This is a genomic window from Roseivivax halotolerans (genome assembly GCF_900115815.1).
GTDB classification, from domain to species: domain Bacteria; phylum Pseudomonadota; class Alphaproteobacteria; order Rhodobacterales; family Rhodobacteraceae; genus Roseivivax; species Roseivivax halotolerans.
The window spans coordinates 1-12,150 of sequence record NZ_FOXV01000025.1; the positions used below are offsets into that span (position 1 = coordinate 1).

The window sequence follows — 12,150 nt, forward strand, 5'->3', positions numbered from 1 at the left end:
TCTGCGCCAGGATATCCATGCAGTAGCGGTCGCTCTCGACCATGCGAGCGACACCGCGGACCTGACCTTCCAGGCGGGAGAGCCGATCAAGTGTGTGTTGCTTGACCAAACCGTTCGAAAAAGCTGAGTTGGCGAAAGACGAGGCTTGGCCGATTTCGCTGAGATTGACCGACGCGGACGCGCCGGACCCCGGCAGGATCAGCGATGCGCTCGACGTGAACTTGAGCGTCGCGGTCCCGAGATATCCCAGGATCGGCGCCCAGAGTGCGCTGGCGCCACGAGCGAAGACCGCAACATAGCGCGGCAAACGCCCTGCATCCGACAGCCGTCCATCGGCGAAAACGCGGTACCAGATCAAGGCCCGCAGTGGGCTTCGGCAGATGGCGATCCAGCGTAGCGAGAGAGTGCGCGAGCCGAGGCGCTACTGTGTAAGGTTCTGGTCGATCATAGTAGATCCTCTTGGTGACAGGGATCTACCAGACCTCTATCGGTGGCGTCAGGGCGGGCATCGGAGCAGCTGGATACGCGTTCGGTTCGGCGACTACCTGAAGGGATAGATGCGCGGTCAGAACAGTCCTGCTTCGCGCGCCAGCAGCGCCGCTTGCGTGCGATTGCTCGCACCGACCTTGCGGTAAAGCGTCTTGACGTGAAGCTTGATCGTCGGCTCCGACAGGTCGAGATCGCGGGCGATCTCCTTATTCGCCTTGCCTTCCGTGAGTCCGCGAAGCACCTGCCGCTCCCGCTCTGTCAATTTCTGGGCGAGCGGATGCGCGCATTGCGGCTCTTCGGCCTTCATCAGGTCCGCCGGAAGATAAGTTTCGCCCATCGCCATGAAGCGGATCGCGTTAACGAGCGATTTGGCCGACAGTGTCTTCGGCACGAACCCGGCGGCACCGGCTTCAAGAGCCTGTTCGGCCAGCGCGCGCGACGCATCGCCGGTCAGCAGCGCAACTCGGTCTGCGCCCTCCATCGCGATCGCGGCCTTCAAGCCCGCAAGGCCATCCATACCTGGCATGTTGAGATCCAGCAGCACCAGGTCGAAGGGAACGTCAGAACGGATCTTTGCGGATGCCGCTGCGAAGTCAGGCGCGGTTGCAACTTCGATCCCGCCCGCGGCATGGATGAAGGCCACCAGCGTGTCGAGCACCAGTTCGTGGTCGTCTGCGATCAGTACTTTCAAGTTATGTCTCCGCTTGGCCCCACGAAGCTGCTGAACGCATAGCGCGAGAGCGCGACGCAATAAAGGTTAACATTGGAATAGAACGATTTATCCGAAAGGATATGTACGAAAGCCGCAGAGATCGGGTCGCTCTCCTCTCTGGAGCAGTCTCGAACCGTCCGCGGCTACCGCTGTCCGAACGCCCGTCAATACTGAAATACCGTGCTCCCCCAGTGTCCGCCCAAATCGAAATCGCTGGATGCCAGGACACCTCACATGCACTATCGACCGTCCGAATTCCTACTGAACCGCGCCAAGCCTGCCGCGCCGGCAATACTGCCGAAGTGTCCCGTTCTGGGCGTGCCGCTCGTGAACGCCGACGGCGAGACCGTCATCCTGACGTTGCTCTAACCCGGTCGGCGCAGCGTTTTTCCTCTCAACGCCCATTGCGCCAACATCCGCGCGCGGAATGCCTCTTACGCGGCGGCGCTGGAGCGTGCCGATACCGTGCTGCCGGAGGGAATCGGCGTTGAGCTTGCGGCCCGGATAACCGGCAAAAGGCTCGCGGCCAAACTCAACGGGACCGGCTTGCACCGCGCCTGCTGCGGCAGGCGGCGCGTTGGGGCAAATCCATTTTCTGATTGGCGGTCATCCCGGCACGGCGGAGGCAGCGGCAGAGCGGCTTTGCATGGACATCCCGGGGCTGCGCGTTGTGGGAACCCGCGACGGCTATTTCGGGGCGGATGATGCCTGAAACGCAGCGGCCGACATCAACGCCTCGTGCTCCGATATCGTCCTTATCGCGATCGGCGTGCCGCGCCAGGAGCTCTGGATCGACGCGCACCGTCACCTCATCGACGCCGAGCTCGTGCTCGGTGTCGGCGCCTTGTTCGACTTCCTTGCGGGCAATGTGCGCCGCGCGCCGGAATGGCTCCGGCGCAACCGGATGGAGTGGGCCTGACGGCTGGCGATGGGGCCCCGCCGTCTCGCCCGGCGCTACCTCATCGGCAACGCGACCTTCCTTGCTCGGGCGGCGGGCTATGCCGTACGGCAAATCGAAGGTCAGCGATTGCTCGATTTGGCCGTCTCGGTCGCGGCGCTGGCGCTTTTGGCCGTGCCGATGCTCGCCGTCGCCGCGATGGTCCGGCTGGACAGCCGCGGTCCAGCACTTTTCAAACAGATCCGTATCAGCAAGGACGGCACGCCCTTCGGTGTCTACAAGTTCCGCTCCATGCATGTCGACGCCGAGGCCCGCCGTGCCGCGCTCCTGGCAAGCTCGGACCGCGAAGGCGTCTGCTTCAAGTCGCGCAACGATCCACGGATCACGCGGATCGGCAAGATGCTGCGCCGCCTGTCGATCGACGAGCTGCCGCAGATCCTGAACGTCCTGAAAGGCGAGATGTCGATCGTCGGGCCGCGCCCTGCCCTGCCCGAAGAAGTCGCGAATTACCCCGAGCGCGCCCTTGGCCGCCTCGCTGTGAAACCCGGCATCACCGGGCTCTGGCAGGTCGCCGTACGTGCCAATATCGGCTTCGACAAGATGATCGACCTGGACCTCGCCTATGTCCGGTCCCGCTCCACGCTGCTGAACCTCATTCTGATCATGCTCACCTTCCGTGCGGTCGTCTCCGGACGCGGCGCGTACTGACCCCAAAAAAGGATGCAAACAATGATCCATCTTCGCAAGGCCGTCGTTCCCGTCGCCGGCCTCGGCACCCGGTTTCTGCCCGCAACGAAGTCCTTCCCGAAACAGATGCTGCCGCTCGTCGATCGCCCGCTCATTCAATACGCGGTCGATTAAGCCCGCGCCGCAGGGATCGAGGAGTTCATTTTCATCACCTCTGCAGGCAAGTCGGCGCTCGAGAATTATTTTAGTACTGCGCGGGCACTGGAACGCAGTCTCGCTGAAGCCGGCAAGACCAGCGCCCTGGACGCGCTCGGACTGTCGCACCTGCCCGAGGGAAGCGTCAGCTTCGTTCGCCAGGAAGCCCAACGCGGTCTTGGGCACGCTGTCTCGCTCGCCCGACGTCTCGTGGGAGACGAGCCCTTCGCGGTCCTTCTGCCCGACGACGTGATCCCTGCGCTGGCGCAAATGGTCGGCGCCCATACCACGCAGGGCGGCCATATGATCGCGACCGAAGAGGTGCCCGCAAATCGGATCAGCTCTTATGGCGTCGTCGACATCGCGCGTCAGCAAGGCGCGGTTCAGGCCTTGCGCGGCCTTGTTGAGAAGCCCAAGGCCGAGGATGCGCCCTCTCGCTTCGGCATTGTCGGCCGGTATATTCTGGAGCCCTCGATCTTCGATGGGCTCGTATCCCAGAAGCCGGGATCGGGCGGCGAGATCCAGCTGACCGACGCCATCGCATCCGATCTGAGGACAGCCGGTGTCAATGGCTTCGCCTTCGACGGAGAGCGCTTCGATTGCGGCTCTGTGCCAGGATACCTCGAGGCGACGATCGCCTTCGCGCTCGACCGTCCGGAGCTGTGCAACGGGGTCAGCCAGTTCTTCGCTGCCCGTTCCACGGGGAACCTCCGGGCCGCATGATCTCAGGACACCTATCCGTCGGGATAGGTGTCTATCCCCATGCCCGAATGACGCGAAGCAAGACTTCGATCATGACGCCTCGACACCATCTTGGAGTTGGATGCATGCGCAAGCTCATTACTGTCATCGCCATTGGCTTCAGCCTCTGGCTCGCACCGGTCGCGGCACAGACGCTCGACACTCCTCAGGGCGACGTCGTTCTGACAATTTCGGGTGACATCGCTGACACCAATGACGGCAACGTCGCACGCTTCGACATGGAAATGCTCGAGGCGATGGAGCAAGTCTCCTTCGAGACGACGACCCTTTGGACCGAAGGCACGAGCGCGTTCACGGGCGTGCCGCTGGCCGCGCTTCTGGATCGTCTCGGCGTTACCGAAGGCACGATCCGCGCCAGCGCGATCAACGACTACTCCATCGAGATCCCGGTTGAGAGCGTGACCGAAACCGCGCCGATCGTCGCCTATCAGCTGGACGGGGCCGCAATGCCGCGCCGTCAGAAAGGACCGCTGTGGATCGTCTATCCCTATGACAGCGATGCCGCCTTCCGCACCGAGGTGATCTACTCGCGCAGCATCTGGCAACTCGACAGACTCGAGGTCGTCCAATAGAGGCAAGCGAGGTCTCTCGAAAGGCGATCGCGCACATGCCTGAGTTGAAAGACGCGCAGCTTGGATACAAGCGCCAAAGCCGATGGGTGATTGCACTCGTCGGCTTTGGGCTGTCGGTGATCTTCATCCTCGCGCTGAGCCTCTCGCGCGAAGTGATGTCGGATCTGGAACGCCAGAGCTCGGCGAGCTCGGACAATGTCCAGTGGACGCTGACACAAGTCGAAGTGGAGCATCTGGCATTCCTGACCGCTCTCGAACACCGGATGTACGATCCGGGCGGTACCTTGCCCTTCGCCAGCGATCTCGGCGAAGTCCGGCAGCAATTCGATATCTTTTACAGCCGTATCGATACCCTTCAGAGTTCCAGGCTCTTTGCAGAGCTGCGGGAAGATCCCGCTTTCGCCCAACCGCTCTCCTCCATCATGTCGTTTCTCGACCGGACCGTGCCACTGATCGACGGCCCGGATGAGAGGCTCGACGCAGAACTCTGGGTGATATGGGAAGACGCAGCCGCGCTCAGGGACGAGGTGCGCGCGCTCGCGATCGGCGGATTGTCGTACTTCGCGCAGACCGCGGATGCCCGCCGGAATGATACCGCGCGAACGTTGCGCGATCTTGCCGCGCTGTCGGCCGTACTGCTGCTGACACTGACGCTTGTCAGCCTCTACTTGCTCCGCGCCAACCAGATCGCGCAGCGGCGCGGCAACGAGCTGGTGCAAACCAACCATCGCATGAACACAATCCTGTCGACTTCGCTTGATGCCGTGATCGTCTCCGACGCATCGGGCCGCGTGCTGGAGTTCAATCCCGCCGCTGAAGCGACATTCGGCTACAGTCTCGAAGAGGCCCGCGGGAGAACCATCGGTGAATTGATCGTCCCCCCGCACATGCGCGAAGCCCATGACAAAGGCATGAAGCGGATGCAGGAGGGCGGCGAGCGGCGGGTCGTCGGCCACGGCCGCGTGCAACTCGAGGGCATGCGCGCGAACGGTGAGATCTTCCCCGTCGAGCTGGCGCTGCAATCGGCCCGCGATGGCGACAACGAGATCATGATCGGCTTTCTTCGCGACATCTCCAAGCGTGTCGCGAGCGAGAAGGAACTGACTTCTGCCCGTGACCGGGCGCTTGCGGGCGAGAAGGCGAAGACGGACTTCCTGACAGTGATGAGCCATGAGATTCGCACGCCCTTGAACGGGCTTCTCGGAAATCTCTCACTCTTGAAGAACGCGCGCCCAAGCCAGGAGCAATTGCGCTTCATCCATAACATGGACGTCTCTGGACAGGTGCTTCTGAACCATGTCGACACGGTGCTCGACATCGCGCGCTTCGAGGCCGGCAAGCTGAACGCCAAGACCGAGACGCTCGATCTTGGAACGTTCATGCAGGAGATCGTCGACGGCCAGAGCGGCAACGCCGCGTCACGCGGCAACGTGATCGAGTGGCTATGGGCGGGCCCTGCACATCCTTGGGTCAAGACCGACACGCAGCGCCTCCGGCAGATCCTGCTCAACCTCGTCGGTAACGCCATCAAGTTCACGGAGAATGGACGCATCTCGCTCGAGCTGGAACGCGCGGAGTCGACAGCCGATCCGCAAAAATCAATCTACGAGTTTCGCGTCATCGACACTGGAATCGGTATCGCCCCGGAGAACCTCGATCGTGTCTTCGAGGATTTTCATACCAATGACGCTTCGATTGGCCGGTCGACGGGAGGGGCCGGATTGGGCCTTGGTATCGCGAGCCGGTTCACGAGGGCGTTGGGCGGCGAGATCGGCGTCGAAAGCACGCCGGGCGAAGGCAGTGTCTTCTGGATCAGGCTCCAGCTACGCCATGCCGAGGCAGGAACGACAGGGCTCGAGGCAAGCCCAGTTAGTCACGTGCGCGGCCTCGATCTCCTGGTCGTTGAGGACAATCCGATCAATCTCGAGGTGATCCGCAACATGCTGATGCTCGACGGTCACACGGTGACGGAAGCAATGGATGGCAAGTCCGGGGTTGAGGCAGCAGGCAGCCGGCGGTTCGATGCGATTCTGATGGATATGTCCATGCCAGTGATGGACGGCGCCACGGCAACCCGGCTGATCCGCGCGGGTGGCGGACCTTCGGCGGATGCACCGATCCTCGCGGTGTCGGCCAACGTGCTGCCCGACGCGGTTGCGGGGTTTCGCGCGGCTGGCGTGACCGCTTTTCTCGGCAAGCCCATCAGTCTGAAAGCGCTGCGCGATGCACTTGCCGCGATCACCGAAGCCGACACCAAGGATGGCATGATCTCGGTCGATGAAGGGGACGCGCATCTGGCCCAGCTGCGCGAAGATCTTGGTCTCAACGCCTTCCCGGAGCTCGTCTCTCAGCTGGTCGCAGAAGGCGATGCCTTGATGTCGAAGCTGGCGCGTCCAAGTCGAACGCGGCGCGCGCTCGATGATCTCGCCGCCGAGTGCCACAAGTTTGCAGGCAGCGTCGCCATGTTCGGCGCGCTCGAGATGCGCGACGCCCTCGTGGAATATGAACGCGCCGCGAAGACCAAAGATGAGGGTGCACTGCCGACCCTCGCCCAACGGGCCAAGGGCGCGTGGTCTCGTGCCCGCAAGAGGCTGACCAACACGCCCTGACGCGTATCGCCCGAGCAGAACCGCGCCGCCGATGACCTCAAGCACACGGCCGATCTCCGTCACGCCTGTAACGGTGCTGTCGTAGCAGGCCACCGAGTCGCCGGGCGGAACATAGGGGTCGAAATCGTCGCGGTCACTGCTACGCAGGAGATCTTCGATATTGCGCTCGATCACCACCGAGGTGCCGGTGACCGGGCTGCGCGAGAATAGTACCGCGCTGCGATTGGCGTTCGAAGTCTTCGAGCCGCCGACGCAGTTGCTGTCGATCACCGCTTGCATGAAACGCGTCCCGTAAGGCATCTCGCGCACGTCGCGGCCGATGGCCGATGGCCGATGGCCGATGGCCGATGGCCGATGGCCGATGGCCGATGGCCGAGATGGCGTTGCTGGTTACGGGCTGGGTCAAGTTTGACAGAAACATCGACACGCCCGGCGGGCTGATCGGGCTCGACCGCATCAGCTCGTCCTGGAAGCACATCCGGCTGTTCACGACGATCCGGTCGCCGGTGAGCATCATGATGTCGGTGGGATCGCTGCCGTTGAAGACGCCGCGCAGATCCAAGAGGTAGACGCTCCGCTGGCGGTGTAGCTCCACCGCCGAGAGGTCCGCATCCGGGCGGACGACCCCTGCGGCCCGGATCGCGGTCGAAAGGTTGCGCTCGTCAGTCGAGGCGCCGAGCGCCTGCTGGCGACCGGTATCCATGGCATCACCCGTGGTGCCGCCGATCTCGACCGCGTGCGGCTCGAAGACAGCGCCGACAACGTCGATCGAGACCGAGACCGAGGCGAAGTCGGTGATCCGCACCGCAAGGCGCGGACGCGAGGTGTAGAACTCGGCGGCAACGAGCGCATCGGCCAGCGCTGTTTCGACTTCGTTGGTGGAGCGCCCCTGCGCGCGCACCGGCGGCAGGTAGGGTAGCTTCAGATCGCCGTCGCGCGAGACGACGTAGGTACCACTCAGCACCTCGTCATCGGCGAAGGTGATCTGCACCATGTCGTTCCGCGAGAGTTTCTCGCCGAGAAGATCGCTGAGCGAGGGGCCGCTCCACTTGCCAAACATGTCCTCGGACGCGCCGCCGATCTCGGGGCTGCAAGCGGCCAGATTCATGCCTTCGGATTGCAGGAACGGGTTGGCGTCATCCGAACTCGCGAGCGAGCGTTGGCGTTGCTACATATCTTTGACGCCAGAGGATTCACTTCGCAAATCCATTCTGTTAGATGGTTGCATGAGCAACTCCCCCCCCCGACCGCTATCGTACGACGAACTTGTCCAGCTACAACGCGCCGCTGCGCAAGCGGGAGTCTCTGCTGATCTGGATGGACAAGGATATGCCCTTGCACGCGCCGCGTGACGGGCGGCCGGGACGCCCGCCGGTCGTTTCCGATGCCGTTATCCAGTTCTGCCGGTCGATCAAAATCCCGTTCAAGCTGCCTTTGCGTCGGACCGCCGGGATGGTAGCCAGCCTGCTCCGGTTAGCGGGGGTGGACTGGCCCGTGCCGGATTTCTCCACCCTTTGCCGCAGGCAGAAAACCCTGGCCGTGCAGATCCCCTATCGCTGTGCTGATGGGCCGTTGAACCTGCTCGTGGACAGCACCGGCATCAAGTTCCGCGGCGACGGCGAATGGCAGGCCCGCAAGCATGGCCCGCAGGGTCCGTCGGCAGTGGCGCAAGCTCCATCTGGCCATGGATCCGGTCACTTCGGACATCCGCGCCGTGGAATTCACACTTAGCTGCGACAGCGACAGCACCGTGCTGCCAGACTTGCTGAGCCAGTCCCGGTAGTGGAGCAGATTGGCACCGTCACCGCAGATGGGGCCTATTAAACGCGCCGCTGCCACAAGGCCATCATTGGGCGTGATGCTGTCCCGGTCATTCCGATCCGCAGAAACGTACGTCTGTGGAAGGAGGACTGCCCAGCGGCATGCGTCCAGAACGACACCTTGATGCCACCCGATACTATGGCCGGGCTTTCTGGAAACGCTGGATAGGCTATCACACTCGAAGTCGGGTCGAAGCGAAAATGCGCTGCCTGAAAGCCTTCGGCGAGCGCATCGCCGCGAGAGACCCAGACCACCAAACAGCCGAAATCCACATCCGCATCGCCCTCATGAACCATTTCTCGGCCCTCGGCAACGCCGAGATCGAACACGTGGCATGACATCAGCGGGGTAAGGGGAAGTCACGCCTCAAGTCGTAGTTCTGCAACAATACTGTACGGAACGCAGGCCCACCTTTGCTGATAATCTTTCCGCCAATGGTAAAAAGAGCACCTTAGCCAAACCGCATAGCGAACATGAATTTACTATTGCGAGTAGTTTGCCTGATCGTCGGCCTGATAAGTTTCAATTAGTTCACCGAGAATATCTGACACAGACTGCTGATCTCCATTATTCGTCTGGTCATTCTCGATCATGATCAACCCTTCCGACCCATCGCCGAGTACCATATCCACCTGAACCCAGTTTCCGATGGCATAAGAGTTGGAAACGTAGCCGGGCCCACCGGAGCCGCCCTGGACAGCAGCGCCACTCTGGGGCGCTGTCATGCCTTCCGGGCCGCGCATATGCATCGTGATATGATTCTCTCGACTGCGCTGGGAGAAATTCCACGGCCGCGAACCGACAACAAATGTCGTTTCGCCTGCGAAGACATCGAGTGGAAATGTCAGAAAAATACTTAATGCGACTATCGTCTTCATTCTCTTCTCCATCTACCGAAATTTGGGCGATCCGGGGGGGTACCCCCCCGGACCGCGTTACGCACCTGTTCTTGCCATTCGAGTTGGGGGACATCCTGAGAGGCAAGGGCTTACAGGTGCGTATTAGGATCAGTTGATCCCGTCGATCGTCACGCCGAGATTGTTACCGAGGGCGGTGGAGACGGAAGATATAGCCGGATTAACCAGCGTGCCCAGATCGGTGACATCGTTAAACATGACGCCATCAACCAATGAACTTGCCGTCGCCACTGAATAGGCAGTCTGGATGTTGTTCCCGATTAGGAAAGCATCCGAGCCCGATGTGGTGACCAGGTCTGCGGTCATGTTATTGGCAATCGCAGTCGCGTCGCTGTCGACCGTTCCGTTCACGACACCAGTTGTGATTGAACTGGCAGCCAAAACTCCGGGGAGCGAAACATCGGCGATCGTCCCGGTCAGCCCAGTGCCAAGGCTCACATCGACACCGCCGTAGGTTTGATTCATATCGAACTGCATTGACACATCGGACTCAAGCGCGGCGCTGTTGCCGAGCGCGGTGGACGTGGTTTCCACAGCGACCACGTCGTCGAGAGCGAGGCCAGAGAGGTTCACAACGTCGTTAGTGATCAGGTTCGAGGTACTTGTAGCCGCGAAGTCGCCCAGCGTGGTCTGTTCGGATTCAATCTGCTCGAGCCCAGTAGGAGCGACGGACACGTCGCTGACGGCGCCGGTCGTCACCGAAGAGACGACGTCAGCGTTCCAGTTCCAAGTCACGCTATCAAATGCGAGAGCTGGTGCCGCGGCGAAGATGGCGATTGCGGAGACCGCAAGTTTTTGGATCTTCATGTTTTGATTTCCTTGATTGAGTTGGGTTGGTCTGATTGTTCGGGGTACACCCCGCCCGGTTCACAGCCTTCATGAGAGTTGGCTGGTAAACCGAGACCTTCGGTAAGGATCTGATAGACCGCCAGTTCCACCACCGATCGCACTCCGAGTTGCAACGGTTCGTTACGAACTTCACCGGAGTCGAATTCTACGAATTGGTCGCCGAAGAAGCGGAAAATGCCCGTCTCATATTCGACACCAACAATCTGTTTTTGCAGGCTTGTGACATAAACCGTGCCAAGGCTACGCATTTCCACGAGACGTAAATCAAGGCCCACGTTTATAACGGCAGCACGCTTGCTGGCGCCAATGCCGGCCATGAATAGCCGCTCACCACCAGAATGAATATTATAGTTCAGTTCCGTCACTGCACCGAGAACTACGAAATGCGCCGGAGCGATATTTACATCACCAGCCGGTCTTTTAATAAGCTTTGACTGAACGAGTTGCTCTTCAGAAAGAGCAATCCTCGGGTCGAGCCGCTCTGCGAGATTGACTTGGCGCGTCTTAAACAACGCACTTATGACCATCTCGGAAGCTCCCTGGGATACCTCCGTGCTATCGTTGACAGAATCGAATGCGCGCTTACCGGTTTTGTCCAAGATATTGCCAACCGCAATTGTCGGTCGGTTAAGGCCGGGCTCCTTCGCAAGTCCGTCAAGGCAAACAGTATAGGGAGTAGTGTTATTACTTACGGGAGGTCCCAAAAGCGGTTTTATCTCGGAGCTCGCATTGATACTTGGCGAACACGCGCTGACTAATAGACTCATGAATGCTGTGAACGCTATTCGGCGGCGGCGCAATTTGTTATAGTGATCGGAAAACATATTGACCTCTCTGCGTGTCCCCCGAAGAAAGATCGTCTAATTGCGGCTCTAAAGATATTGAACAGCCGGATAGCACGGGTGCTATGGGAATAGGGTTCCTATACGAAAGCATACAAGAACTGTAACGACGCATAGGCTGGCTGACGCTTGGTGGTCAGCGTACCATTAACAGAGGGTCTTGAATCGGCCGCTAAGTCAGTTCATCCGGATTGAATTCATTGGGTGCATCCGCAGTAGATCAAGCCTTCTCGCGCTTGCAGCGAATGTCATGTGTCCAAGCATATCAGTCGCACTAATCAAAGTTGCACGAGTATCTTGTCAGCTCCGCGCATGTGACCGATCAATTCGATGACCAAGATCGCGGCAGTCGGACGAAGCGAGGCCTTCTGCCGAAGTCGCGATATCGCCGACACTTGCATTTGGTTCGGTCGCGTCAAAATCGCCAATGCTGCAGCCGCGGTGCCCGCAAGTATCGCTGTAAATAGTTCAGGCTTGGAGCCGTCGGACGACGGCGCAACATCTTTTCTCCAAACTCGACCGAGCCGATGTCCGCTTTCGCTTCTATTAACAAAGTAGCGCGCACTCGCGGCGAACTTCCGCTTCCCGCCCATTCTGTAGAAAAACACCCGTTTGCTGGCGCAGAATATCGACGCATGGAAGGGGCACGAGCGCCTTTCTTGTCAGGCTTTTCGCGGTTGCTGCGGTGCAGGAAGGATCTTGGCCAGTTTGCGGAGGTTCTGGGCGGCTGCGGCGAGTAGGAATTCGTCGTTTGCGCCGTATGGCCCGCGTAATCGGAGCCGATTGAGGCCGAGGAT

Annotated in this window: 12 protein-coding genes and 2 pseudogenes; 8 read left to right on the plus strand and 6 right to left on the minus strand. The window is 60.6% G+C overall.

Annotated features, from left to right (window positions below; translation table 11 throughout):
- On the minus strand, nt 1–358 hold a 358-nt coding region (locus tag BM171_RS19380; protein WP_281244610.1), incomplete at its 3' end, for a metal-sensitive transcriptional regulator.
- A 207-nt stretch (nt 359–565) separates the two neighbouring features.
- Nucleotides 566–1,180 carry a response regulator transcription factor gene (locus BM171_RS18255; RefSeq protein ID WP_093015984.1) on the minus strand — a complete coding sequence of 205 codons (615 nt, stop codon included), beginning with the start codon at nt 1,178–1,180 and terminating at the stop codon, nt 566–568.
- 255 nt (nt 1,181–1,435) lie between these two features.
- Here BM171_RS18255 and BM171_RS19385 point away from each other — a divergent pair, with 255 nt between their 5' ends.
- The 7 genes and pseudogenes from BM171_RS19385 to BM171_RS18275 all read left to right on the plus strand — a co-directional run bounded on the left by BM171_RS19385 (nt 1,436) and on the right by BM171_RS18275 (nt 6,924).
- Nucleotides 1,436–1,570 (plus strand): hypothetical protein, encoded by a 135-nt coding sequence (locus tag BM171_RS19385; protein WP_281244611.1) that lies wholly within the window; start codon nt 1,436–1,438, stop codon nt 1,568–1,570.
- 208 nt (nt 1,571–1,778) lie between these two features.
- A pseudogene (locus BM171_RS19305) lies at nt 1,779–2,120 on the plus strand (WecB/TagA/CpsF family glycosyltransferase).
- 9 nt (nt 2,121–2,129) lie between these two features.
- A complete protein-coding gene (locus tag BM171_RS19310; RefSeq protein ID WP_245760343.1) occupies nt 2,130–2,807 on the plus strand; it encodes a sugar transferase in 678 nt (225 codons plus the stop codon).
- 21 nt (nt 2,808–2,828) lie between these two features.
- Entirely contained in the window at nt 2,829–2,960 is a 132-nt protein-coding gene (locus BM171_RS19420; protein ID WP_342742002.1) for a sugar phosphate nucleotidyltransferase, read from the plus strand.
- 150 nt (nt 2,961–3,110) lie between these two features.
- The gene (locus BM171_RS18265) at nt 3,111–3,704 is read left to right on the plus strand and encodes a UTP--glucose-1-phosphate uridylyltransferase (RefSeq protein WP_342742004.1); all 594 of its coding nucleotides are present in this window, start codon (nt 3,111–3,113) and stop codon (nt 3,702–3,704) included.
- A gap of 104 nt (nt 3,705–3,808) precedes the next feature.
- The gene (locus BM171_RS18270; RefSeq protein WP_093015987.1) at nt 3,809–4,315 is read left to right on the plus strand and encodes a putative pterin-binding protein; all 507 of its coding nucleotides are present in this window, start codon (nt 3,809–3,811) and stop codon (nt 4,313–4,315) included.
- A gap of 35 nt (nt 4,316–4,350) precedes the next feature.
- Nucleotides 4,351–6,924 (plus strand): PAS domain-containing hybrid sensor histidine kinase/response regulator, encoded by a 2,574-nt coding sequence (locus BM171_RS18275; protein WP_093015990.1) that lies wholly within the window; start codon nt 4,351–4,353, stop codon nt 6,922–6,924.
- Nucleotides 6,925–7,063: 139 nt separating this feature from the next.
- Here BM171_RS18275 and BM171_RS18280 read toward each other — a convergent pair whose 3' ends face one another.
- Complete coding sequence (locus BM171_RS18280) at nt 7,064–8,032, minus strand: polysaccharide biosynthesis/export family protein (protein ID WP_342742003.1); 969 nt, start codon at nt 8,030–8,032, stop codon at nt 7,064–7,066.
- A gap of 158 nt (nt 8,033–8,190) precedes the next feature.
- Between BM171_RS18280 and BM171_RS18285 the strand changes: the two are divergent.
- Nucleotides 8,191–9,083: pseudogene (locus BM171_RS18285) on the plus strand (IS5 family transposase).
- 144 nt (nt 9,084–9,227) lie between these two features.
- Here BM171_RS18285 and BM171_RS18290 read toward each other — a convergent pair.
- The 3 genes from BM171_RS18290 to BM171_RS18300 form a co-directional block, all read right to left on the minus strand.
- The gene (locus tag BM171_RS18290; protein WP_093015993.1) at nt 9,228–9,623 is read right to left on the minus strand and encodes a hypothetical protein; all 396 of its coding nucleotides are present in this window, start codon (nt 9,621–9,623) and stop codon (nt 9,228–9,230) included.
- A 129-nt stretch (nt 9,624–9,752) separates the two neighbouring features.
- Nucleotides 9,753–10,469 carry a hypothetical protein gene (locus tag BM171_RS18295; protein ID WP_093015996.1) on the minus strand — a complete coding sequence of 239 codons (717 nt, stop codon included), beginning with the start codon at nt 10,467–10,469 and terminating at the stop codon, nt 9,753–9,755.
- On the minus strand, nt 10,466–11,335 hold the full coding sequence (locus BM171_RS18300) for a CsgG/HfaB family protein (RefSeq protein WP_093015999.1): 870 nt from the start codon (nt 11,333–11,335) through the stop codon (nt 10,466–10,468). Before BM171_RS18300 ends, BM171_RS18295 begins: the two co-directional genes overlap by 4 nt.
- Between the last annotated feature and the right edge of the window lie 815 nt (nt 11,336–12,150).